7 protein-coding genes are annotated in these 26,658 nt (G+C 67.8%); all 7 read right to left on the minus strand.

What is annotated here, in order from left to right:
* Nucleotides 1-39: 39 nt before the first annotated feature.
* Genes V9K97_RS13265 through V9K97_RS13295 form a run of 7 tightly spaced genes read right to left on the minus strand, consistent with a single transcriptional unit; the run spans nt 40 to nt 26,657 of the window.
* Complete coding sequence (locus V9K97_RS13265) at nt 40-4,155, minus strand: amino acid adenylation domain-containing protein (RefSeq protein ID WP_337318552.1); 4,116 nt, start codon at nt 4,153-4,155, stop codon at nt 40-42.
* Nucleotides 4,155-12,026 carry an amino acid adenylation domain-containing protein gene (locus V9K97_RS13270; RefSeq protein ID WP_337318553.1) on the minus strand — a complete coding sequence of 2,624 codons (7,872 nt, stop codon included), beginning with the start codon at nt 12,024-12,026 and terminating at the stop codon, nt 4,155-4,157. The genes V9K97_RS13265 and V9K97_RS13270 overlap by 1 nt, the downstream gene beginning before the upstream one ends.
* Nucleotides 12,026-15,358 (minus strand): amino acid adenylation domain-containing protein, encoded by a 3,333-nt coding sequence (locus V9K97_RS13275; protein ID WP_337318554.1) that lies wholly within the window; start codon nt 15,356-15,358, stop codon nt 12,026-12,028. The genes V9K97_RS13270 and V9K97_RS13275 overlap by 1 nt, the downstream gene beginning before the upstream one ends.
* Nucleotides 15,355-19,962 carry a type I polyketide synthase gene (locus V9K97_RS13280; RefSeq protein ID WP_337318555.1) on the minus strand — a complete coding sequence of 1,536 codons (4,608 nt, stop codon included), beginning with the start codon at nt 19,960-19,962 and terminating at the stop codon, nt 15,355-15,357. Before V9K97_RS13280 ends, V9K97_RS13275 begins: the two co-directional genes overlap by 4 nt.
* A complete protein-coding gene (locus V9K97_RS13285; protein WP_337318556.1) occupies nt 19,962-25,256 on the minus strand; it encodes an amino acid adenylation domain-containing protein in 5,295 nt (1,764 codons plus the stop codon). Before V9K97_RS13285 ends, V9K97_RS13280 begins: the two co-directional genes overlap by 1 nt.
* Complete coding sequence (locus tag V9K97_RS13290; protein WP_337318557.1) at nt 25,253-25,942, minus strand: 4'-phosphopantetheinyl transferase family protein; 690 nt, start codon at nt 25,940-25,942, stop codon at nt 25,253-25,255. Before V9K97_RS13290 ends, V9K97_RS13285 begins: the two co-directional genes overlap by 4 nt.
* Nucleotides 25,920-26,657, minus strand: coding sequence for a thioesterase II family protein (locus V9K97_RS13295; RefSeq protein WP_337318558.1), 738 nt, complete (start codon nt 26,655-26,657; stop codon nt 25,920-25,922). Before V9K97_RS13295 ends, V9K97_RS13290 begins: the two co-directional genes overlap by 23 nt.
* Between the last annotated feature and the right edge of the window lies 1 nt (nt 26,658).

A 26,658-nucleotide genomic window follows, 5' to 3' on the forward strand; every position in this document is an offset into this window, starting at 1 on the left:
CGGCCTTTTTTTGTGCGGCAGCTCTGCGGAGCCTAGCCGCTAGGCCGCGTCGAGCGCCAGCAGGCGGTTCTTCACCGTCGCGCCGAACTGTGCATCGCGAATGATGTCCAGGTGCCCGGTTCGCGGCACCACCTCGGTCGAGAGCACGCGGGCGCGCTCCGGCCAGCGGCGCAGCACACCCGGCGCCTGCAGCGAGCGCTCGGCATGGAACACCTCCACGGGCAAGTCGGTTTTGGCCTGCGCGCAGCGGGCGTAGTGCGCGGACTGCACGCGGCTGTCGAGCGTGGCCCACAGAAGGTACTCATAAGCCTCGTCGCCCGCACCGTCGAGTGGCGACACCCAGGTTGGGGCCAGCAGTTGCTCGGCCACCCAGGCCTGCTCTGCATCGGTCATGCGGGCGAACAGCTCTTTCCATTGCGCCGCCATGTCCGACTTTGCGAGCCACGCGGCCAGCACCTCGGCGGCCTGCGCGCGCTGCGCCGGCGTCAAGCTGCCTTGGGGAACCATCGGCTCCGACTCGAACACATCGACCGCGCCGAAGAACACGATCTCGATGCGGCCGTGCAGTTGCCGCGCCACTTCGAAAGCCAGGTCGCCGCCCAGCGACCAGCCCAGCAAGGCGCACCGGCCGCCGGTGGCCGTCTTGACGATGAAATCCGCATACTCGGCCGCAAGCTCGCGAATGGCAAAACCGCGCCACCGCTTGCGCGTGTAGACGTGGCTCACAAAGGCATACACCGGCCGGTCGCCCTGCACCGCGCGCGCCAGCGGCTGGAACTCGCGCGAGTTGACGATGAGGCCGGGCAGGCAGAAAAGCGGCACGCCCGCACCGCCGGCATGCAGGCACACGGCGTCATTCGCGCTCTCGGCCCGCTGGTCCACGCGCGCGGCCAACTCACGAAGGCTTGCGGCCTGCATCACATCGGCCAGGCCCAGGTGGCTGCCGCCGGGCAGCTGCTTGCGAATGCGCGCGATGAGCTTGAGGCTCAGGAGCGAATCGCCGCCCAGCTCGAAGAAGTTGTCACCGCGCCCCACCTGCGCCACGCCCAGCACCTCGCGCCAGATGGCAGCCAGCGCCTCTTCGGCATCGCCTTGCGGCGCTTCATACGCAAGCTCACTGGCGAACACAGGCTCCGGCAGCGCCTTGCGCTCCACCTTGCCATTGGCACTCAGCGGCAAGGCATCGAGCACGACGATCAGCCGCGGCACCATGTAGTCGGGCAGCACCCGGCCCAGGCGCTCCTTGAGCACCGCGGTGTCGATGGCCTGCCCCGCTTGCATGGCATGCACCGAGACATAGCCCACCAGCCGCGCCCCGCCCGGCCCCTCCCTGGCCACCACCACCGCCTCGCGCACCTCGGGCTGCGCGAGCAGCTGCGCCTCGATTTCCCCCAGCTCGATGCGCAGCCCCCGGATCTTCACCTGGTGGTCGATGCGCCCCAGGTACTCGATCTGCCCCTCGGCGTTCCAGCGCACCAGGTCGCCGGTGCGGTAGAGCCGCCCCCCGCCTTCGCTATCGAATGGATCGGCCACGAAGCGCTCCGCACTCAGGCCGGGCCGCTTCAGGTAGCCCCGCGCCAGGCTCACGCCGCCCAGGTACAGCTCGCCGGCGACGCCCCGAGGCACCAGGTTGAGCTCGGCATCGAGCACATAAGCCTGGGTGTCGGTGATCGGCTGGCCGATGGGCACGAGGCTCTGGCCACTGTCATCGGGATACAGCCTGCAGGTCCAGCGCGTCACGTGGATCGTGGTTTCGGTGGGGCCGTACAGGTTCTGCAGCGTGGCGCCACTGAGGCGTTGCAGGGTCTCCTTCTGGGTCTCGGCGGGCATGGCCTCGCCGCCGCAGATGATGTGCTTCAGGCGGGTGCTGGCCTCGATGCCTTCGTGCGCCAGGAAGGCCTGCAGCATGGAGGGCACGAAGTTCAGGGTGGTGACCTGGTGGCGCTGGATGAGCGCGACCAGCCGGGCCGGGTCTCGCTGGTCGCCGGGTTGGGCCACCACGAGGCGGGCGCCGGCGGTCAGGGGCCAGAACAGCTCCCACACCGACACGTCGAAGCCGAAGGGAGCCTTGTGCAGCACGGTGTCTTCGCGGGTGAGGCCGTAGGTGCGCTGCATCCAGGCCATGCAGCTGTGCAGGGCGTGGTGGCGGATGGCGGCGCCCTTGGGCCTGCCGGTGGAGCCGGAGGTGTAGATGACGTAGGCGAGGTGCTCGCCGTGCAGGGCGACCTGCGGATCCGCCTCTGGCTCGCCGCTGAAGTCGAGGCTGTCGATCTCCAGGGTGATGAGGCTGCTGCGGTCGTCGAGACAGTCGCGCGTGGCGCGGTGCGCCAGCAGCAGCTCGATGCCGCTGTCCTGCACCATGTAGGCCAGGCGCTCGGCGGGGTAGTCGGGGTCCAGGGGCAGGTAGGCGCCGCCGGCCTTGAGCACGCCCAGGATGGCGACGACCATCTCGACGGAGCGTTCCATGGCGATGCCCACGAGCACCTCGGGGCCGACGCCCAGGGCGATGAGGCGGTGCGCGAGGCGGTTGGCACGGCGGTTCAGTTCAGCGAAGCTCAACGCCTCGTCAGCGAACAGGAGCGCGATGGCCTCGGGCTGCTGGCGGGCGTGCCGCTCGATCATGCGGTGCACGGGCTCGGGAGCCGGCTCGCGATGGGGGTTCACGCTCCAGGCGATGAGCTGGGCCTGCTCGGGGGCGCCGAGCAGGGCGATGTCGCCCACCGCACACCCTTCGTCATCAGCCAGCGCACCGAGCATCGCAACATAGTGCGCGATCATGCGTTCGATGGTGCCGGGCTCGAACAGCTCCGATGCATAGATGAAGCTCGCATGCAAGCGCCCATCGGCGTCTTCGCTGGTGTTCAGCACCAGTTCGAACTGCGCCACCGGCGCGGCCAGCGCATAGTCTTCGAGCGCCAGGCCGGGCAACTGCTTCAGCGTGCGGGAGTCGGTGCGGTCGTGGCTGAACATCACCTGGAACAGCGGGTTCACGCTCAGGCTGCGCTCGGGCTGCAGCGCATCCACCAGCTGTTCGAAAGGCAAGTCTTGGTGCGCCTGCGCGCCGATGGCGGCTTCCTTCGCCTGCGCGAGCACCTTTGCCAGGCTCATGCGGCCTTCGACCGTGCTGCGCATGACCTGCGTGTTGACGAAGAGCCCGATGATGCCTTCGGTCTCCGCGCGATGGCGGTTGGCCACCGACACGCCCACGCGAATGTCCTGCTGCCCGCTGTAGCGGTGCAACAGCGCCTGAAAAGCCGCCAGCAACACCATGAAGAGCGTCGCCCCGCCGGTGCGCGCGCGCTTGTGCAACGCCTGCACCAGCTCCGGCGGAAGATCGACGCCGTGCCTGGCCGCGGTGTAGTGGCCGTTCGGCCGGCGGCTGTGGTCCGCCTGCAGCTGCAGCACCGGGTTGCCGGTGCCCAGGCGCTCGGTCCAGTAGGCAAGCTGCCTGTCTTTCTCACCGGCTTCCAGCCAGTTGCGCTGCCATGCCGCGTAGTCGATATAGCGGATCGGCAGCGGCGGCAGGTCCACCCGGTCGCCGAGCACCCGCGCACGGTACCGCGCGACGAACTCGCCCACCAGCAGATGCAGCGAGCCGCCGTCGGAAACGATGTGGTGCATTACCAGCACGAGCACGTGCTCTTGCGGTGCAACCCGGATCACGCCCACCCGCATCAGCGGACCCGTTGTCAGGTCGAACGGCGTCGCGCTCAGGCGGCGGGCTTCTTCTCGCGCACGCGCCTCCGCATCGCCGGGCCAGTGGGCCACGTCGATCACCGCGATGTCGAGATCCACACGCTCCTGCACAACCTGTTCGCACAACCCCTGCGCATCCGGCCTGAACACCGTGCGAAGCGACGCGTGGCGCTCCAGCAGTGCCGCAAAGCTGTTCTTCAGCGCATCGACGTCGAGCGCCCCGTGCAGCTTCAGCGCGCCGGAGATGTGGTACGCCGTGCTCTTCGGGTCCAGCTGCCAAAGGAACCACTGGCGCAGTTGCGCATAGGAAAGTTCGGCCTTCGTTCCGGCCGGCAGGGGCACGATGGGCAGCCTGGCAAAGTCCACGCCCTGCTTTTGCAGCAGGCTGAGAAACGCCTTCTGTTTTTCACGGGGCAGGCGCGCAAAGCGGTCCGCAATGCTGTTCTTGTCGATCTCCATCAATCCTCCAGAAGGTCGAGCATCGCGGCCATCTGCGCGAGGTCTTCCGAGCCCGCGGCCGCGGCTGTGCCGACCTCTTCCTGCACGGCGCCCGCCATTGCGGCCAACGTCGGGTTTTCGAAATAGCGCTTGAGCGGCAACTGCACCGCAAGCTGCTTCTGCACCTTGGCCTGCACGGCCAAGAGGGTCAGCGAGTGGCCTCCCAACTCGAAGAAGTTGTCGCTCCGGCCCACGCGTTCCACCTCGAGCACTTCGACCCAGATGGCGGCGAGTGCGCTCTCCACCTCTCCCACCGGCGCTGCATAGGCGCCGCCGGCGGCAATCTCCGGATCGGGCAGCGCCTTGCGGTCGACCTTTCCGTTCGCGTTCAGCGGCACGGCATCGAGCACCATCAGCGCCGCGGGCACCATGTAGTCCGGCAGCTTCTGCAGCAGCCGCTCGCGCAGCATTGCAGCATCCACCGCCTGGCCCGCGCGCGCGGACACATAGGCCACGAGCCGCGTGCCGCCCGCGCCCTCTTTTGCCAGCACCACCGCCTCTCGCACTTCGGGCTGCGCCAGCAACTGCGCCTCGATCTCGCCAAGCTCGATGCGGAAGCCGCGGATCTTCACCTGGTGATCGATGCGCCCGAGGTAGTCGAGTTGGCCGTCGCTGCGCCAGCGCACCAGGTCGCCGGTGCGGTAAAGCCGCCCGCCCGCGGGGCCGAAAGGCGCCGCCACGAAGCGCTCCGCACTGAGCCCCGCGCGGTTGAGGTAGCCGCGCGCCAGGCCCGCGCCCGAAACATGGAGCTCGCCCGCCACGCCAACGGGCAGCGGGTTGAGGTCGCCGTCGAGCACCCACATGCCAAGGTCTGGAATGCAGGCGCCCACCGGGCTGCTCTGTTCGTCGAGGTCGGCGCGCACGATCGGGCGGTAGGTCACGTGTACGGTGGTCTCGGTAATGCCGTACATGTTGATGAGCTGCGGCTGCCGGTCGCCGAAGCGATCGATCCACGGCCGCAGGCTCTCCGGCTCGAGCGCCTCGCCACCGAAAATCACGCATCGCAGCGGCAGCCGTTCGCCCGCGGCAAGCGCCGCGCTGTGAATCAATTGCCGGAAAGCAGACGGCGTCTGGTTCAGCACGGTGACTTGCTGTTCGCGCAGCAACGCCACGAAATCGTCGGGCGAGCGGCTGACCCAGAACGGCACCACCACCAGCTTGCCGCCGGTGCACAGCGCACCGAAGATTTCCCACACCGAGAAGTCGAAGGCGTACGAGTGGAAGTTCGTCCACACGTCTTGCGCGCCGAAACCGAACCAGGGCTGCGTCGAGTCCAGCAGCCTCGTCACGTTGCGGTGTGTCAGCTGCGTTCCCTTGGGCCGGCCGGTGGAGCCCGAGGTGTAGATCACGTAGGCGAGATGGTCGGCATGCACCGGCACGTCAGGCGCGTGCGCCGCCTCCGAGTCCAGGGCGGCATCGTCGAGCGTCAGCACGCGCACATCGCCCGGCAGCGCAAGCCTGGGCTGCTGCACATGGCTTTGCGTGAGCAGCAGGCGAATGCCGCTGTCCTCGATCATGTAGGCCAGGCGATCGGCGGGGTACTCGGGGTCGAGCGGCACGTACGCGCCGCCGGCCTTCAGGATGCCGAGCAGCCCCACGACCATTTCAATCGAGCGTTCGACCGCGATGCCCACCTTCACCTCGGGCGCCACGCCAAGACCGATGAGCCGATGCGCGACCTTGTTGGCGCGTGCGTCGAGTTCCGCGTAGCTCAGGCTTTCATCGCCGAAGACCACCGCCGTCGCGTCCGGATGCAAGGCCGCCTGCCGCTCGAACCAGCGGTGCACCGGTTGCGCGATGTCCGCGGCAAGCAAGGGCTCCGCGGGTCGGGCCGGCGGCAGCGCCGCCTTGTCTTCGTCCTGCAGGCCGATGTCGCCCACATGCGCACCGGGCGTTGCCGCGAGCATTTCGATCAGTTGCTCCATGCGGCGCGCCAGGGTCTGCACGAGCGCATCGCCAAACTGGTTGCGCGCGTGGCTGTAGCTCAGCATCAGCGTCTCGCCCTGGTTGACCGAGAGCGTCATCGGGTAGTTCGTCTCCTCCCGGTTCCAGACCTCGCCGAAGCGCAGCCTGTCGGGCGCGCCCTGCTTCAGCGCCTGGTCGAGCGGATAGTTTTCGAACACCACGATGCTGTCGAACAGGTCTTGCCCGCCCTGCCCCGCCCAGCGCTGTATTTCATAGAGCGGCGTGTGTTCGTGCTCCTGCGCGCCGAGGTTGCGCGCCTGCAGTTCGCGCAGCCAATCGCCCACGCGCTGCGCCGGCTCAAGCGTGGCAATGACCGGCAGCGTGTTGATGAACAGGCCCAGCATCTGCTGCGCCCCCGGCAGCTCCACCGGCCTGCCCGCCACGGTGGCGCCAAAGCTCACCGTGCGCTGCCCCGTGTGGCGCGCCAGCAGCAACGCCCATGCGGCCTGCACCAGCGTGTTGAGGGTCACGCGCTCGCGCTTGGCCGCTTCTGCCAGCGCGCGGGTGCGCTGCGCGTCGATCTCGCAGCGATGCACGCCGTGGCCCGTGCGCGCGTCGCGCGGTTTGGGCAGGGTGTTGGCCAGCCACGTGGGCCCATCAATGCGCGCCAGCTGCTCGCGCCAATAGCCCTCGTCGCCCATTCCGTCGCGCTTCTGCAGCCACGCGATGTAGTCCGCATAGCGGCCGCCCGGCGCTGCGAGGGCTTCGCCGGCGTAGTGCCGCAGCATTTCGCCCATCAGCTGCGAGGTACTCCAGCCGTCCAACAGCAGGTGATGCATGGTCCAGACGAAATGGTGCTTGCCGCCCTGCGTGTGCACCAGCACGAAGCGCATCAGCGGTGGCTGCGCCAGGTCGAAGCCCTGCGCGAGTTGCGCTTGCGCCAGTTCGTCGAGCGCACCGGCGGCGTCGACGCGGTCTCGCCAGTCATGCTCCGCCATCGGAAGCTCGAGATGCCGCGCGACCCATTGCAAGGCCGGTTCGCCCACAAGGAAGCCGGTTCGCAGCACGTCGTGCCGCTGCAGCACCGCACGCCATGCGGCCTTGAAGCGCGCGACGTCGAGCCCGTCGATGTCGACGCGCAGCTGGTTGACGTAGGCGCTGCCGCCGGGTGCGTACAAGGTATGGAACAGCATGCCCGCCTGCATGGGCGAAAGCGGGTACAGGTCCGCCAGGTTGGAAAGCGGCACCGGCAGGGCATCGAGCTGCTGCGCGCCGATGCGGGCGAGCGGAAAGTCCGACGGCGTGACGCCATGTGCGCCGCTGGTGCAATGCGCTACCAGCGCTTCGAGCTCCTGCTGGAACCGCCCCACCCAGCCCTCGACGGCGCCGCGGTCGTGGCGGGCCTGGCTGTAGCTCACGCGCAGCGCCAGCACGCCTTCGTGCACCTGCCCGTTGACGGCGAACTCGTGCGTCAGCGGTGCGCCGCCGTCCATCGGGGCGCCGCTCGCCTCGTCGGCCAGCAGCCAATGCGAGCGCTCATCGGAGCCGGCGTCGAACTGGCCCAGGTAGTTGAAGACCACCTGCGCCCGGGGCAGCCGCCGTAGCGCCTGCTGTTGCGCGGGGTCGCCAAGGTACTTGAGCACGCCATGGCCAATGCCCTTGTCGGGAATGGCGCGCAGGCTTTCCTTCACGCGCTTGATGGCAGCGCCGGGTTCACCCAGCGGATCGAGCGCAACCGGAAACAGCGTGGTGAACCAGCCGACGGTGCGAGACAGGTCGATGTGGCCGAACAGGTCTTCGCGGCCATGGCCTTCAAGATCGACCAGCACCTTGTCATGGCCGGCCCATGCGCACAGCGCACGGCCGAGCGCCGTCAGCAGCAGGTCATTGGCCTGCGTGCGATAGGCCGCGGGTGCGTCCTTCAGCAGCGCCTGCGTCGTCGCCGCGTCCAGCCGCACTTCGAGGGTCTGCTGGTCGGCTGCGGTGTTCGATCCGTCGGGATGAGCGCACGGCAGGTTGGCGTGGGCATCCGCCAGCGCCGCCCAATGGCCGATTCCGTCGGCGTGGCTTGCGGCATAGCCCTGCAATGCAGTCGTCCAGTCTTTGTAGCTGCTGCTCTTGGCGGGCAGCGCAACGGCTCGGCCCGCCAGGCTCTGGCGATACGCATCCTGCAGGTCTTCCAGCAGGATGCGCCACGACACGCCGTCGACCACCATGTGGTGAATGGCGAGCAGCAGGCGCAATTCGCCGTCCGGCAACTCGACGGCGAGCGCGCGCAGCAGCGGGCCCCGCGCCAGGTCGAGGCTGCGCTGCGCTTCGTCGCAGAGCGCTTCGATCTGCGCCGCATCGCGTGCCTTGCGCACCCACAGCAGTTCGGCGAGTTCGTTTTCGGGCATTGCCGTGTAGTGCTGGTGCCATGCGCCTTCGGCATCCTGGCTGTAGCGCAGGCCCAGGCTGTCGTGGTGCCGCACCACGGCCAGCAAGGCCTGCCGGAAGGCGGCCAGCTGCAAGGGCTCGCGGCACTTCAGCAGCACCGCCTGGTTCCAGTGGTTGCGCACCGGCATCTGCATCTCGAAGAACGCGTGCTGGAATGGCAGCAGGGGCGCCTCGCCTGCCGCATCACCGGCAGCCGCGCGCTTTGCATCGCCTACGGGTTCGGCCGCGCCTGCAAGCTGCGCCACGGTCTGGCGTTCGAAGATCTGCTTGGGGCTCACCTTCCAGCCCGCAAGGCGCAGCCGCGCGACGATCTGCAGGCTCAGGATGGAGTCGCCGCCCAGCTCGAAGAAGTTGTCGTTGCGGCCCACCCGTTCAAGACCGAGCACGCCGCGCCATACTTTGGCAATCGCCTCTTCAGCCTCGCCGAGCGGCGGCTCATAGGCCTTGTCGTCCTGCAGGAGTTCGGGTTCAGGCAGGGCTTGGCGATCGACCTTGCCGGCGGGGCCGATCGGCAGCGCATCGACCACCACGATGGCCGAAGGCACCATGTAGTCCGGCAAGGCACGCGCGAGCTGCTCCTTCAATGCCGCTGCGCCTATGGACTGCCCGGCGTTCAGCGACACATAGGCCGCCAGCCGCGCGCCGGCCGGCCCGCTGCGCGCAACGACCACGGCCTCGCGCACTTCGGGCCGGGCCAGCAGTTGCGCCTCGATCTCGCCAAGCTCGATGCGGAAACCTCGCACCTTCACCTGGTGGTCGATGCGGCCCAGGTACTCGAGCTGGCCGTCATCGCGCCAGCGCACCCAGTCGCCGGTGCGGTACAGGCGGCCACCGTTCGCGTCGAAGGGGTCGGCCACGAAGCGCTCCGCGGTGAGCGCGGCGCGGTGCAGGTAGCCGCGCGCCAGCCCCTCGCCGCCGAGGTACAGCTCGCCGGCAACATTGCGCGGCACCAGGTTGAGGTCTGCATCGAGCACGCGCGCGCTGCGGTCGCCCACGGGCCGGCCGATGGGCGCATAGCCCTCTTCGAAACTCGCTGCGCCATCGACCTTCCACAGCATCGGCGTGACGACCGCTTCGGTAGGGCCATAGCCGTTGATCAGCAGTTCGGGCTTCAGGTGCCGGCGCACGGCATCGAAGCCTTCGCGCGACATGGCCTCGCCGCCGAAGGAATACAGCTGCACCGGCGGGCAACGGCCGGTGTCGCGCGCCCAGTCGGCCAGCTGGCGCAGGTAGGCGGGCGGAAAGCCCGCGTTGGTAACGCCGTGGCGCTGCATCGCGTCCAGCGTCTGCTCGGCGGTCCAAAGCGAAGCGTCGCGCAACAGCAGCGAGGCGCCGCAGCACAGGGCCGTAAAGAGGCGCTCATGCGCGCCGTCGAAGGAGAACGACAGAAAGTGCAGTTCGCGGGAGTGCGGCCCCATTTCGTACAGCACAGCCGTTTCAACGCAATGGGCGGCAAAGGGGCCATGCGAAACCATCACGCCCTTGGGCATGCCGGTCGAACCCGAGGTGTAGATGATGTAGGCGAGATTGCCTGCATGCACCGCAACGGCGGGCGAATGCGCGGGCTCGGCTTCGAGGTCGAGCGTGTCGAGCTGCAGAACGCGCACATGCTCGCCGGACGGAATCCGCGCCTTCACATGGCTTTGCGTCACGAGCAGGTCGATGCCGCTGTCGGCAACCATGTAGGCCAGCCGGTCCGCGGGGTACTCCGGATCCAGCGGCACGTAGGCACCGCCGGCTTTCAGGATGCCGAGCAGGCCGATCACCATGTCGAACGAACGCTCCACGGCAATGCCGACGCGCGTGTCGGGCTTCACGCCCAACGCAATGAGCCGGTGGGCCAGGCGATTGGCGCGGCGGTCGAGCTCACGGTAGCTCAGTGCTTCGTCGCCGAACAGCAGCGCCGCGGCATCGGGGCGCTCATGGGCCCACCGCTCCATGAGCCGGTGCACCGGCTCGCTGCCCTGGCCTGCGGGTGCGTTGACGCCCCACTGCGCAAGCCGCTCTTTCTCGGCTGGCGCGAGCAGGTCGATGTCGCCCACCGTCTGTGCGGGGTTGGCGGCCAGCGCGCCGAGCACGGCCAGGTAGTGCCCCGCCATGTGCGCCACGGTCTGTGCATCGAACAGCTCTTGCGCGTAATGGAAGCTGGCCTGCGCCCGGCCTTGCGCGTCTTCGATGACGCTCAGCGTGAGTTCGAACTGCGCAGCCTGGCCGCCCAGTTCATGGTCTTGCAGGCTAAGCCCCGGCAGGTTTTCGAGTGCGCGAAGGTCGCGCCGCTGGTGGTTGAACATCACCTGGAACAGCGGCGCGGTGCCAAGGCTGCGCTCGGGCTGCAGGGCCTCCACCAACTGCTCGAAAGGCAGGTCCTGGTGCGACTGGGCACCGAGCGCTGCATTGCGCGTGGCTTCCAATGCTTGCAGCAGGCTCGTGCGGCTGGTCAGCACATTGCGCAGCACCTGCGTGTTGACGAAGAAGCCGATGACCTTTTCAGCCTCCACACGGTGGCGGTTGGCAATGGGCACGCCAATGCGAATGTCTTGCTGCGTGGTGTAGCGGTGCAGCAGCACCTGCAGTCCGGTGAGCAGCACCATGAAGAGCGTCGCGCCCTGGGCCTGCGCGCGCTTGTGCAGCGCGTCGGCCAGTGGCTGCGGCAACGCCACCTCGTGGCGCGTCGCGCGGTACCGGCCGTCCGGGCGCCGCGGGTGATCCGTCGGCAGCTGCAGCACCGGGTGCTCGGTGCCGAGATGCGCCTTCCAGTAGTCGAGTTGCCGCTCTTTCTCGCCGGCCTCCAGCCAGTGGCGCTGCCATACGGCGTAGTCGGCGTACTGGATTGGCAACGCCGGCAACGGCGCCGGCTGCCCGTTGGCTCGCGCACGGTAGTGGGCCGCAAACTCGTCCACAAGAATCTTGAGCGACCATCCGTCGGACACGATGTGATGCATCACGACGACGAGCAGATGTTCCTCGTCACGAAGCCGGATCAACGCCACGCGAAGCAGCTGGTCGGCGGTCAGGTCGAAGGGAGTTTCGGCGATGCGCCGCGCTTCTTCATCCGCCCTTGCATCGCGCTCGCCGGCCGGAAGCGCCGCCAGGTCGATGAGCGGAATGTCCAGCCCCGCACGCTGCTGCACCACCTGCTCGACCAGGCCTTCGGCATTCGCGCGGAACACCGTGCGCAGCGATTCATGCCGCTCGACCAGGGCATCGAAGCTCGCCTGCAGCGCGTCCCGGTCGAGTGCGCCCTGGAGCCGCAGCGCGCCCGAGATATGGTAGGCCGAGCTGCCCGGCTCCAGTTGCCAGAGAAACCATTGGCGCATTTGCGCATACGAGGGCGCGCAGGCAATGCGCGCTGCATCGTCGCGCTGGAGAATCGGAAACTGCCCGATGGTCAGCCCCTCGGCGCGGATCTTCTGGTACACCGCCCGGCGCTGCGCCGGGTTGAGGCGCGAAAAGCGCTTGCCGATCTGGTCGTGCGTGGCCGCGATGTCCATCAAGCGATCTCCAGGCTGTCCATGAAGGCGTCGATGTCCGAAAGAGACTGGGCCACGGGTTTCCTTTCGCCGGCATCGGCAATGAGCGCAGCCATGTCCATGAGAACCGGCTGCCTGAAAATATCGGAGACCGTGAGGTCCGCATGCATGGCGCCCTGCACCCGGGCGACCACCTGCACGGACATGAGCGAATGCCCGCCGAGTTCGAAAAAGTTGTCGTGGCGGCCCACGCGCTGCAGGCCGAGCAACTCGGCCCATATGGCTGCGAGCGCTTCTTCCCTGGCACCCTGCGGCGGCTCGTAAGCCTGTGCGCTCGCGCGTTCGGGTTCGGGCAGCGCCTTGCGGTCGACCTTGCCGTTGGCGTTCAGCGGCAGGGTCTCCAGCACCATGAACAGCGCCGGCACCATGTAGTCGGGCAATGCGCGGCCGAGTTGTTCGCGCAGGCGCGCCGCATCGATGGCGTGCCCCGCCTGCGCCGACACATAGGCCACGAGCCGCGCGCCGCCCGTGCCCTGGCTTGCCACGACGACGGCCTCGCGCACCTCGGGTTGGGCAAGCAGTTGCGCTTCGATCTCGCCCAGTTCGATGCGGAATCCGCGGATCTTCACCTGGTGATCGATGCGGCCCAGGTAGTCGAGCTGGCCCTCGCTGTTCCAGCGGACCAGGTCGCCGGTGCGGTAGAGCCTTGCACCGCCTTCGCTGTCGAAAGGGTCGGCCACGAAGCGCTCGGAAGTGAGCGCGGCACGGCGCACGTAGCCGCGCCCGAGCCCGGCGCCGCCCAGGTAAAGCTCGCCCGCGGCGCCCGGTGGCACCAGGTTCATTTCGGCATCGAGCACATAGGTTTGGGTGTCGTCGATCGGCCGGCCGATGGGCACCTGGGTGCGCCCGTCGTCGCGGCAGCGCCAGTGCGTCACGTCGATGGCGGCCTCGGTGGGGCCATACAGGTTGTAGAGCGCGGCTTGCGGCAATCGCCTGAAGACCTCGTTCTGCGCTTCTGCGGCCAATGCCTCGCCGCTGCAGACGATGCGCCGCAGGCTGGTGCAAGCCTCCACGCCCTGGTGCGCAAGAAAGGCCTGCAGCATCGAGGGCACGAAGTGCAGCGTGGTCACGTCATGCGCGCGAATCAGCTGCATGAGCCGCGCCGGTTCGCGATGGTCGCCGGGGTTGGCGACGGCCAGCCTGGCGCCGAACATCAGCGGCCAGAAGAATTCCCACACCGACACGTCGAAGCTGAACGGCGTTTTCTGCAGCACGGTGTCCGCTTCGCCGAGCGCATAGGCCTGCTGCATCCACACCAGCCGGTTGTAGAGCGAACCATGGCGGTTGGCCGCACCCTTGGGCTTGCCGGTCGAACCCGAGGTGTAGATCACATACGCCAGGTTCTCGCTGTCGAGCGCCACCGCCGGGTCGTCTTGCGGGTAGCCGCCAAGGTCCAGCGCGTCGAGCGCAAGCATGGGTACGCCGGCCTGCAATTGCAGCCGCTCTTTCAGGCGCTCTTGCGTCAGTACCAGCGCAAGGCCGCTGTCCTCGGCCATGTAGGCAATGCGATCGACGGGGTACTCCGGGTCGAGCGGCACATAGGCGCCGCCCGCCTTCAGGATTGCGAGCAGGCCGACCACCAGCTCGATGCTGCGCTCCAGCGCCACTCCGACCTTCACCTCAGGGCGCACGCCCGCTTGCAACAGCCGGTGTGCCAGTTGGTTGGCCCGGCGGTTCAGTTCGCCGTAGCTCAGCACTTCATCGTTGAAAACCAGGGCGACGGCATCGGGAATTTCAGCCGCCTGCTGTTCGATGATGCGGTGCACCGTTTGCGATTCGCCGCGGCGATGCGTGTTGACGCCCCACTGCGCGAGTTGGGTGCGATCTGCGTCGGAGAGCAGCTCCAGCTCGCCGAGCTTCGCTGCCGGCAACTTCACCAGCGCTTCGAGCACGCGCTGGTAATGGCCCGCCATGCGCGCGATGGTGCTCGGCTCGAACAGTTCGGCCGCGTAGCGAAAGTTGGCCCGGATGCCGCCGTCTTCGCGTTCGATGGTTTCCAGCGTCAACTCGAAGGGGGCGGCGCGCTGCTCCAGGTCGATGCGCCGCACGCTCAGGTCGGGCCAACCCCGCAGCGGCTGGTCCCCTTGCCCCAGGTGGTTGAACATGACCTGGAACAGCGATGCGGCGCCGTGCCCATGCTCCGCGCGCAGGGCCTGCACCAGGCGTTCGAACGGCAGGTCCTGGTGGGCTTGCGCTTCGATCGAGGCGTCGCGAACCTGCGCCAGGAGGTCCGCCAGGCTGGTGTGCGCGGCAAGGCGCGCATCGAGCACCAGTGTGTTGATGAAGATGCCGATGACGCCCCCAGTCTCCGGCCGGCCCCGGCCCGAGGCGGGCACGCCGACGCGAATTTCGTTCTGGCCCGTGTAGCGGAACAGCAGCGCATGAAAGGCCGCGAGCAGCGCCATGAACAAGGTGCCACCCTGCGCACGCGAAAGCTGCCTGAGCCCCTCTGCAAGGCCGGCCGGTATGTCGAGCGAATACTGCGCAGCGCTGTAGCGGGCTTCGGCGGAACGCGGCCGGTCGGTGGTCAGCGCCAGCACCGGCTGGCTCGCACCGAGGCGCTTGCGCCAGTAGGCGAGCTGCCGTTCGCCCTCGCCTTCTTCGAGCCACTTGCGCTGCCACAGCGTGAAGTCGACATAGCCGATGTCAGGCTGGGGCCGCGTGTCCGGCAGGCCCAGCATTCGCAAGGCGTATGCCTGCGCAAGGTCGTCCAGCATGAGCTGGACGGACCATGCATCGGAAATGATGTGATGCATCATGAGCAGCAGCTGGTGCTCGCCCTCCGCCATCTTCAGCAAGGCGCAACGCAGCAAGGGGCCGGCCGTCAGGTCGAAAGGCGTGCGGCAGACCCGGGCCACCGCTTCGTCGTAGCGGAATTCGCGCTTGGCCGCATCGAGCACACTGAGATCGGCGAAAGGAATGTCGATGCGAACGTGTTCCAGAATGCGCTGCTCCGGCAGGCCTTCAGGGCCGGAAGCGAACACGGTTCGCAGTGCTTCGTGACGTTCGGCGAGCGACTGCATTGCAGCCTGCAGCGCCCCGACATCGAGCGGGCCTGAAAAACCAAGCCCGCCGCCGACGTGGTAAGCCGTGTTGCCGGGGTTCAGCTGCCACAGGAACCATTGGCCCTGCTGCGCGAAGGAAACGGGGGCGGGGCCGGCGTTGTGGCCGCGCACGATGCTCTCGCGCGCGGGTGCCGCATTGCCGCCCTGCTTCACCCGGCTTTGCAGCAGTCTCAGCTGCTCGGGCGACAGGCGCGCGCGACGTTCGGAAAGGTGAGATGTCTCGCTCATGATGAAAAACTTGCGGTGATGCGGTCTGTTGCCGGTTGTGGGTCTGCGGTGGCCTCGGCCTCGCGCTCGATCTCTTCGATCAGCCGCAGTTCGATCAATGCGGCCAGCTCGGCCACGGTCGGCGCCTTGAAGAAATCGGCAGGCTGCAGCTCGACGCCATAAGCCTTGCGCACGCGGGACAGCAGTCGAATGGCCAGCAGCGAATCGCCGCCGAGTTCGAACAGGTTGTCGTGCGCGCCCACGGGCGAGATGCCAAGTGCCTCGGTCCACAGCGCAGCCAGGCCTTCTTCCAGTTCGCCTTCAGGGGCGGCATACGCGGTGGGCAGCGCGGGGCGTGAATGGCTGGCACGGGCTTCGCCCGCCGATACCACCGATGGGGCGCCCGCTGCATCCTGGGCCTCCACGGCATCCAGCAGATTGCCCAACGGACGAAGGCGCGGTGCGAGAGCCGAAACGGACACCACCGTCTGCGGCAGGTCGGGGCCGTTGACGATGCGCTCGAAGGCGAGCACGCCGGTGCGCTCGTCCAGGCCGACGCCCTCCGGCAGGTCCATGTCGGCCGCCGAGCCCACATCGCGCCACGCATCCCAGTTGACCGAAAACACCGGCAGCGCCGATGTGCGGCGGTGCGCCGCAGCCAGTGCATCGAGATAAGCATTGGCAGCCGCATAGTCGCTGCGGCCCAGCCCGCCGGCGAGCGTGGCAATGGAAGAACAGAAGAGCACGAAGTCCAGCGGCTCTTCGCGCAGGGCGGCAAGCAGCTCGCGCGTGCCCGCCACCTTGGGGGCGAACGCCGCTTCCACCTGGGCGCGGGTGCGCTGGGCGATCATGCCCAGCCCCGGGTCCATTACCGCGTGAACCACTCCGTTGACGGCGCCGAAGCGCGCATGCGCCGCCGCGAGGGCATCGCGCAGTTGCGCGGCGTCTGTCACGTCCGCCGTGACCGTCAGCACCTGCGCGCCGGTGGTTTCGAGTTCGATCAGCTGCCGCAGCTTGCGCCGCAGTGCAGCGGGCTCACTGGACGATGAGGCAATGCGCTCCCAGTCGCCGCGCGCGGGCAGCGGCGTGCGGCCGAGCAGCACGAGGCGTGCCTTCCATGCGCGGCTCAGGTGCCGTGCGAGCGCAAGGCCTACACCGCCCATGCCGCCGGTGATGAGGTACACACCGCCTTCGCGCAGGCGCGGCGTGGCGGCCTGCTTGGGCAACGGCTCGTAGCTCTTGAGCCAACGGTGCGGCCCGCGGTAGGCCACCACGAAATCGTCTTGCGTAGACACCGCCTCGTCGGCGACGCGGCGCGCCAGATCGCTTTCGGCCGCGCTTTCCGGCGCGGGCAGCACCACGTCGATCACGCGGCAGGAGACCGACGGATATTCCTGGCCCACGACCTTGGCGATGCCCAGCAGGGTTGCTTTCGCGGGCACCAGCGCCTCGGTGCCGGAGACGTCCTCCAGGCCATCGGTGACGATGGTCAGCGCGGTTGGAGTACGGCCCGGCAAGCCCAGGACGTCGAGCGCCTGCACGAGTGCGAGCAGGCTGAAGTAGCCGGTTTCGAAAGCGTCCGCATGCGGCGGCGCGGGCCGGCCGCCGTCGAGGCTCCACAGATGATGGATGTGCCGCACCTGGCCTGCCTCGGCTTCCACCTCGCGCAGCAGCGCTTCGTGGTCGGCGCGCTCGGTTTGCCGCAGGGTGTATTGCCGCGGCGCGGTGCGCGCGAAGCGCGGGCCACGCAACGCGAGCACCACCTGTTCGCCGCGCTCGCGCAGCGTGCGTGCGAGCCGGTCGGTGAAGCTGTCGGCATCGCCCAGGATCAGCGTGCTGCCTGTTCGCTCCGCAGGTTTTTCGGAATGCGCTGGCGGCGTGCTTCGCTGCCAGCGGGGTGCGTAAAGAATATCGGCATCTGCGCTTGGCGAAGAAGGTGGTGCGGTCTTGCCCGGCTCCACCCAGTAGCGCTGGCGCTGAAAGGCATAGGTCGGCAGAGGCAGGCGGCGGCGTTGGCCTCCCTCCTGATTCGCAGCCCAGTCGATGTCGACTCCGGCCGTCCACAGGCCCGCAACCGCATTTGCCAATTGCTGGCTGTTGCGCGCGGTCTGCTGCGCATGGGCCTGGCTGGCCCAGATGCCCGCGGCCGAGCTGGCGCCCGGATGCTGGCGGGCGAGCCCGGCCAGCGTTTCGCCGGGGCCGACTTCGAGCACCGCACGTCCGGGCTTGCTGAAGATATGGCCCAGGCCTTCGGAAAAGCGAACCGTGTTGCGCAGATGCCTGCCCCAGTACGCGGGGCTGGTGGCCTCTTGTGCGGTGATCGGCAGGCCGGTGAGGTTGGAGATGAACGGAATGCGCGGTGCATGGCGCGGCACCGATGCAATCAGCTGTTCCAGTGCGGCGACGGCCGGATCGACGAGCCGCGAATGGAACGCCACGGCAACATGCAGGCGGCGCGCCGAATGCTGGCGCGCGCGCAGTTCTTCTTCAGCGCGCGCAATGGCTTCGGGCGTGCCCGCCAGCACGCAGAGCTGTTCTCCGTTCACCGCCGCAAGGTCGCACCCCATCTCGAGGAAAGGCGCGAGCGCGGATTCGGCCAGCGGCAGCGAGAGCATGGCACCGGCCGGCAGCGCCTGCACAAGGCGCGCACGCTGCGCGACGATGCGCAGCGCATCTTCCAGCGAGAACACGCCGGCCACGCAGGCCGCGACGTATTCGCCAAGGCTGTGCCCCATCATCAGCGCCGGCTTCACGCCGCAGTGCAGCCACCATTGGGCCAGTGCATATTCGACGGCAAAAAGCGCTGGCTGCGCGACCTCGATGTGGAACAGGCGCTCGTTCGCCGATGCTTCTTCATCCGCTGCCGGGAAGAGCAGCGGCTGCAGGTCGATGCCGCTCTGCGTGCGCAGCAAGTCGATGCAGCGATCGAGTGCCACGCGGAACACGGCGCTTTCGCGGTGGAGCGCAGCGCCCATGAAGGCATGCTGGCTGCCGCTGCCCGGAAAGAGAAACACCACCTCGGGCGTGGAGGCCGGTGCCTTGCGGAAGGTGGTGCTTGGCGAAGACAGCATTTGCACGGCCATCTGCGTATCGCTTGCGACCACGGCGCTGCGCCATGCGAAGGTGCGGCGCCCGGTTTGCAGGGTGTGCGCCACGTCGTGCAGGGCCAGTGCGGGCTGTGCCTGCAGGTGCGCCGCAAGTTGGGTTCGGCCTTGCGCCAACGCCGTTTCATTTTTTGCCGACAGGGGCAGGACCTGCCAGGCCGGCACCCTTGCCGCATGCGCTGCGACGGCCGGCGCTTCTTCGAGCACCACGTGCACATTGGTACCGCCGATGCCGAAGGAGCTCACGCCCGCACGGCGAGGCACGCGGCCCTCGGCCCAGGCGCGCGCTTGGGTGTTCACGTAGAACGGGCTCGCCGCGAAATCGATCTGCGGATTGGGCTGTTCGAAATTGAAGCTTGGCGGCAGCACGCGGTGCTTGAGCGCCATCGTCGCCTTGATGAGCCCTGCCACGCCGGCGGCTGCGTCGAGATGGCCGATGTTGGTCTTTACCGAGCCTATGGCGCAGAAGCCGCGCCGCTCGGTATCGGCGCGAAACGCCTGGGTCAGTGCGGCCATCTCGATCGGGTCGCCCAGCGTGGTGCCAGTGCCGTGCGCTTCCACATAGCCGATGGTGTCTGCCGCCACGCCGGCGATGAGCTGGGCCGCGCGAATGACTTCGGCCTGCCCGTCCACGCTGGGCGCTGTAAAGCCCACCTTGCCCGCGCCGTCGTTGTTGGCGGCCGAGCCCTTGATCACCGCATGGATGGTGTCGCGGTCGCGCAGCGCGTCGTCCAGCCGCTTGAGCACGACCACGCCCGCGCCGCTGCCGATGAGCGTGCCCGCGGCTTTTGCGTCGAAGGCGCGGCAGTGGCCGTCGGGCGAGAGGATGGCGCCGGGCTGATAGCGGTAGCCGCCTTCTTGCAGCAGGTTGAGCCACACGCCGCCGGCCAAGGCCATGTCGCAATCGTGGCCCAACAGGGCCTGGCATGCGGTGTGTACTGCGACAAGCGATGTCGAGCAGGCGGTCTGCACGGTAACCGCGGGGCCCCGCAGGTCGAGCTTGTAGGCCACGCGCGTGCAGAGCGAGCCTCCAGAGTTGCCGTTCATCAGCCCCAGCAGGTCTGCAATGCCGCTCTCCGCGCCAAGGCCGAACGACGGAAGCAGGTTGCGGATGAGGTACAGGTTGGTGCCCTCGCCCGCATACACGCCGACCTTGCCGGGCCAGCGCGCGGTGTCGCAGCCTGCGTGCTCGAGCGACGCCCAGGCGCATTCCAGAAAGATGCGCTGCTGCGGATCGAGAGTCTCGGCTTCGCGCGGCGTGTAGCCGAAGAAGCCGGCGTCGAACTGGTCCACGCCGTCGAACTTGACGCCGGCCTTCACGTACTCGGGGTCGTCCAGCAGGGTCTGCGGCACGCCGCGCGCTCGCAGCTCATCGTCCGTGAAGCGGGACACCGACTCCACACCGCCCTGCACGTTGCGCCAGAAAGCATCCACATCGTCGGCGCCCGGAAAGCGACCTGCCATGCCGACGATGGCGATCTCGATGCCTGTAGCTTCGGAGAGTTCTTGAAAGGCAGACATCAGTTGACTCTCTCTGTGGCCTTGCGGCGTTGAAGCATGGCGGCGCGTTGGCGCAGCGCCCTGTCGTCGCCAGCTGCGGCAGCCGCCGCGGACGACGCGGCACCAGCCGGTGCCTGCTCGATCCAACGGGCGAGCGATTCGATGGTGGGGTACTTGAAAAGGTTGACAACCGGAATTGCAATCTGCAGCCGGTCTTCCAGCAGGCGATGCGCGCGAATCAACAGCAGCGAATGGCCGCCGAGATCGAAGAAGTTGTCGTGCTGCCCGACCTGCCCGATCTTCAGCACCTCGGACCACACGCCAGCCAAGGTCTGCGCCACCTGGCCTTGCGGTGCTTCATAGGCCAGCTCGCTGGCGAACACAGGCTCCGGCAGCGCCTTGCGATCGACCTTGCCGTTGGCGTTGAGCGGCAGGCTATCGAGCACCGCGAAGGCACGCGGGACCATGTAGTCGGGCAGCACCTGTGCAAGGCGCTCCTTGAGCGCGGCGGTGTCGATGATGTGATCCGCATGCGCCGCGAGGTAAGCCACGAGGCGCAAGCCGGCCGGGCCTTCCTTCGCCACGACCACGGCTTCGCGCACGGCAGGCTGCGCGAGAAGCTGTGCCTCGATCTCGCCGAGTTCGATGCGCAAGCCGCGGATCTTCACCTGATGGTCGATGCGGCCGAGGTACTCCAGCTGCCCTTCGGCGTTCCATCGCACGAGATCGCCGGTGCGGTAGAGCCTTCCGCCGCCTTCGCTGTCGAAGGGATCGGCCACGAAGCGCTCCGCACTCAAGCCGGCCCGCTTCAGGTAGCCCCGGGCCAGGCTGATGCCGCCCAGGTACAGCTCGCCTGCAACGCCCTGCGGCACGAGGTTCAGGCTGGCATCCAGCACATGGGTGCTGGTGTGGCTGATCGGCCGGCCGATGGGTACCTGGCTCTGGCCATCATTGCGGCAGGCCCAGTGCGTGACATGGATGGTGGTCTCGGTCGGGCCGTAGAGGTTTTGCAAGCCCGCCCCGTGCAAGCGTTCAAGCGTTTCCTTCTGCGTTTCGGCCGGCATCGCCTCGCCGCCGCAGATGATGTGGCGCAGGCGCGTGCTGGCTTCGATGCCCTGGTGCGCGAGAAAGGCCTGCAGCATCGACGGCACGAAGTTGAGCGTAGTGACCTGGTGGCGCTGGATCAGTTCGACCAGCCGGGACGGGTCGCGGTGGTCGCCGGGGTTGGCCACCACCAGCCGCGCGCCGGAGGTCATCGGCCAGAACAGCTCCCACACCGACACGTCGAAGCCGAACGGCGCCTTGTGCAGCACGGTGTCATCGCGCGTCAGCCGGTAGATGTTCTGCATCCACACCATGCAGCTGTGCAGCGCGCCGTGGCGTATGGCCGCACCCTTGGGCTTGCCGGTAGAGCCCGAGGTGTAGATGACGTAGGCAAGGTTCTCGATGTGCAGGGCAACGTGCGGATCGCTGTCGGGCTCGCCGCCGAGGTTGGCAGCGTCGACTTCCAGCACTGTCAATGCGCGACGGTCGGGCACACGATCGGCAAGGCTGCACTGCGTGAGCAGCAGCCCGATGCCGCTGTCCTGCACCATGTAGGCCAGGCGTTCCGCCGGGTATTCCGGATCGAGCGGCACATAGGCGCCGCCGGCCTTGAGCACGCCGAGGATCGCCACCACCATCTCGACGGAACGCTCCATCGCAATGCCCACCAACACTTCGGGCTTGACGCCGAGCGTGATCAACCGATGCGCGAGGCGGTTGGCCCGGCGGTTCAGCTCGGCGAAGTTCAGCGACTCGTCGGCGAAGAGCAGTGCGGTGGCATCGGGCTGCGTTCTCGCCTGCCGCTCGATCATGCGGTGCACGGGCTCGGGTTGCGGCTCGCGGTGCGTGTTCACACCCCATTGCGCCAACCGCACCTGCTCGGGTGCACCGAGCAACTCGATGTCGCCTACCGGCTGATCGGGGTTGTCGGCCATTGCCTGCAGGGTGGCGACATAGTGGCCGGCCATGCGCTCGATGGTGTCCGGCTCGAACAACTCAGCCGCATAGATCACCGACAACGACAGCTGGCCTTCAGGCCTTTCGCGTGCTTCGAGCGTGAGATCGAACTGGGCCGCGAGATCGGGCAATGCATGGTCCTCTGCCGCGATGCCGGGCAGTTTCGAGAATGCGCGGAAATCTTCGAACAGGTGATTGAACATTACCTGGAACAAGGGCGTCTGGCTCAGGCTGCGTTCGGGTTGCAGCGCCTGCACCAGCTGCTCGAAAGGCAGGTCCTGGTTGGCCTGCGCGCCCAGCACGGCCTCGCGGGCCTGCGCCAGCACGCGCGATGCGCTCAGGGGCCCGTGAATGGAATTGCGCAGCACCAGGGTGTTGACGAACAGCCCGACCACGCCTTCGGCTTCCATGCGGTTGCGGTTGGCAATCGGCGCGCCGATGCGGATGTCCTGCTGCCCCGTGTAGCGGTGCAGCAGCGACTGGAAGCCCGCGAGCAGCACCATGAAAAGCGTGGCGCCCTGCGCATCGGCCAGGCCGCGCAGCTTGGCCAGCAGGCTGCCCGGCAACTCGAAGGCATGTCGCGCGGCGCTGTAGCCGGCCTGCGGCCTGCGCGGATGGTCGGTGCGCAGGTCCAGCACTTCATGCGCGTCGCCGAGCTGCGCGCGCCACCAGGCCAGCTGCCGTTCGCCCTCGCCGGCCGCAAGCCAGTCGCGCTGCCAGAGTGCGTAGTCCGCATACTGAATACGCGGCGCGGGCAGGCGCCTGGGCTCTGTACCCAGATGCGCGGCATAGCCCGCGGCCAGCTCATCGATGAGCAACTGCATCGAGGCGCCATCGGAAATGATGTGGTGCATCACCACTGCGAGCACATGGGTCTCGTCGGCAGCGCGGATCAGCGCAGCGCGCAGCAGCGGGCCCTGCATCAAGTCGAAGGGCTCGGCCTTGAGGCGCCGTGTTTGTTCCGCCAGTTGCCTGTCGCGCTCACCGGCATCGAGGCTGCGCAAGTCGAGGAGCGTCATCGGCAACTCACCGGCAGGTTTTATCCATTGCTCCGGGTTGCCGTCGGCCGCGGCGCTGAACACCGTGCGCAGCGATTCGTGGCGTGCGACGAGGTCGTCCGCCGCAGCGCGCAAGGCATCGGCGTTGAGCGCTCCCGTGAGGCGAAGCGCGCCGCTCACGTGGTACGCCGCACTTTGCGGGTCCATCCGCCAAAGGAACCACTGGCGCTCTTGTGCGTGCGAAAGCGGCATCGGCAACAGCCGGCGCTCTGCCGAAAGCACCGGCAGCGGCGCGTGCTTCGGGCGCAGGCCCTGCGCCTGCAGTTGGCGAATGGCCGCTGCGCACGCCTGCAGGCGCGGCTGCTCGAACAGCATTCGCGCCGGAAAGTCGATCTGCCAATGCGCCGAGATGCGCGATGCTGCCTGCGTGGCGGTGAGCGAGCTCCCGCCCCGGTTGAAAAAGTGCGCATCGCGCCCGAGCGGGCGATCGTCGCCATGCTTCCAGACCTCCCGCCAGATGGCGGCGAGCACCATTTCGACCTCGTCGAGCGGCGCTTCGATGGCTGCTTCGTCGGGGCCGCCTCGCACGAAGGCTCCGAACTGGTAAACGGCGTAGGCATCGGCCGTGCCGTCCTTCCAGCCCGCGCGGCACGCGCTGCGCTGCAGCTTGCCGCTGGTGGTCTTGGGCAGGCCGCCCGGGTTGAGCAACAGCACCACCGACAGAGGTTCGCCGAACACTTCGCTGACCGCGGCGCCCAGCGCATCGACCAGCGCCTGCGGCGGCACCAGCTTCTGCATGCTGCGGGACACTTCGGCCGCAACGCCGATACCTTCGCCGTCCGCGCCCTGCACCGCAAAGACGGCGACGCGGCTCTTGCGCACCGCGTCGACCTCGGCTTCTATGAGCCGCTCGATGTCTTGCGGATAGATGTTGTGGCCGCGGACGATGATCAGGTCCTTGATCCGCCCGGTGACGTAGAGCTGGCCCTCGTGCATGAAGCCGAGGTCGCCTGTGCGCAGCCAGCGATCGCCGTCACGCTCCACGAAGGTTTCGCGCGTTTCGCGCTCCTTGCCCCAGTAGCCGAGGCAGATGCTCGGGCCGCTGGTCCAGATTTCGCCGATCTTTCCAGGTGCCGCGGGCAAGAGCGTTTCTACATCGACGATCTCGACGCGATGGCCTGGCGCCGCCACGCCGCAGCCGACCAGCACCGTGCCTTCGCCGGCCGGCATGCCGGCTCCTTGTGCCAGGGCATCGGAAGAGAAGGTGCGTGCCACCATGCCGCCGCCGCGCACGCTGCCGGTCACGTACAAGGTGCCTTCGGCGAGGCCGTAGCAAGGGTAAGCCGCGTTCGGGTCGAATCCCGCGGGCGCGAAGCGTTCGATGAACTCCGCCTCGGTGTCCGCGCGCACCGGCTCCGCGCCCGTGTAGGCCACGCGCCAGCTCGACAGGTCCAGCTCCGCAAGCCGCGCATCGTTCACGCGCTCCAGGCACAGGCGAAACGAAAAGTCGGGACCGCCGCTGTGGGTGGCGCGGTGGCGCGAGATGAGCTCGAGCCATCGCACCGGGCGCTCGAGAAAGTAGCCGGGCGAGGTGAGCACCAGCGGAATGCCGTTGAAGAGCGGCAGGAGCAACCCGCCGATCAACCCCATGTCGTGATAGAGCGGCGCCCAGCAGACGAACTTGTCTTCCGGCCTCACGTCCATGCCGTGCGTCATGGCGATTTCGTTGGCAACCAGGTTGCCGTGCGTCACCATCACGCCCTTGGGCGCAGAGGTCGAGCCCGAGGTGTATTGCAGAAATGCAATGTCGCTGTCGGCAGGATCGAAGGGTGTCCACGCATCGGCGAGCGCCTCGTCCACCGCATCGACGGCGATGATTTGCGCATCGGCAAACTCGCTGGCTGCATTCATCGCGTGCGAAATGGCGGCCGAGGTCAGCACGCAGCGGGCCTGCGAATCCGTGGCAATACCGGTGAGCCGCGCAAGATGCTGGGGCCGCATCGACTCGGGCGGGAACACGGGCACCGCGATCACGCCGCTGTAGAAGCAGGCCAGCATGCACACCGCGTAGTGGTCTCCGTTGTCGAGCATGATGAGTGCGCGCTCGCCCTTGGCCAACTGCTGCTGGAGCCGCGCCGCAAGTGCGCGCACGCGGCGCTCGAACACGCCATAGCTGATCGGCTCTTCATGCAATTCGCCGTTCACCGTGCCGGCCACGGTCAGCCAGATGTCGTCCGGCCGCGTGCTCGCAAGCGTGCGCAAATGCGTCACGAAATTCTTCGGCAGCGTGTTTGCCTTTTGCGGTATTTCAGTCATGTCGATTCCTTTGCGCGCCACGCGAGGGCGGCTGCATAGCCGGGCGGCGCCTGGAGCGCCACGGCTTGAAAATTTGTCCATCCGGGAACAGCAGATTCGAGGGCGATCCGCCCCTCCGCATCAAAGTGAATGCCGATGGATTTCAGGTGCTCGGCCACGCCAACGCCAATGGCCTTCAGCACCGCCTCCTTGGCGACCCAACGGCTGTAGAGCGCGCGCGGCCGATCGGCGGCATTGCGCACTTCATTGAATTCGCGATCGCTGAAAGCCAGCGATGCAATAGCCTCCATGTCGACTTCGGCCCTGCACTCTTCGATGTCGACACCCACCTCGCTCACCGTCCGCGCATCGCCCAGAACGATGAGCGCGTGAGCACCCGAATGCGAGATATTGAACGGCGGCGCAGCACCGGGTGCGAGCTCGATAAACGGTTTGCCGTGCGCGCTCGATGCAAGCGGCACTTCGGCGGGCTCGCAGCCCACGTGCTTCGCAAGCAGGCTTCGGAGCGCAGCGCGGCCTTCCGCGAAGCGCACCCGGTCGGCGGTTCTTGCGAACCTGTCGGCCTTGGCGCGCTCGGCGGGGGTCAGCAGTTGCCGCGCCGCCTCAGGCTCGGCGGCCAGGTCGAAGTCGAGGCGATACACCTTGATGCCCTCGGCCAGCGGATCAGGCCAGGGCATGAGTCGCATGGCGATCTCCCGCGACGACCTGGCCGAGGCGCTGCGAGAGCGCAGCCAGAAAGGCCGCCTCATGTTGCCGGATGAAGAAGTGGCCGCCGTCGAACCAGTCGAGCGTGAAGACGCCGCCCGCCTCGGCCGACCAGGCGTGAATGCGCTCGGCTTCGATGTCGTCGTGATGACCCGCAAACACATGCAGCGGCACCGGCAGCGGCGCTTCGTCCGCATGGCGAAAGCCTTCGCACACGCGGTAGTCGGCACCGAGCACGTCGAGGGTGATGCGCATCAACTCCGCGCTGGCAAACACTTCTTCGGGCGTTCCGCCCTGCTTGCGCAGGTCGGCAATCAGCGATGCGTCGTCGGTCTTTCCGGCAAAGCGCGCAGGGTCACGCCGGCTGGGCGCCGAGCTGCCCGAGGCAAGCAGCGCCAGGGGCAATTCGCGCCCCATCGTGCGCAGCCGGCATGCGATGCCGTAGGCCAGCAGCGCACCCATGCTGTGGCCGAAGATCGCGAAGTTGCCGCGCATGGCGTCGGCTTGCTCCGCGCAGACCTGCGCAACAAGACCGTCGAAATCGCGGAGCGCGCTTTCGGCCGAACGGCTCCCACGGCCGGGCAACTCCACCGGCACGACGCGGATCCAGCCCGGCAGCAGGCGGCGCCAGCGCAGGTACATCGTGGCGCTGGCACCCGCGCACGGCAGGCACAACAGCGAGACGCTCGTCTCCACG

It is taken from the genome of Variovorax sp. CCNWLW186 (assembly GCF_037203865.1).
Classification (GTDB): Bacteria; Pseudomonadota; Gammaproteobacteria; order Burkholderiales; family Burkholderiaceae_C; genus Variovorax.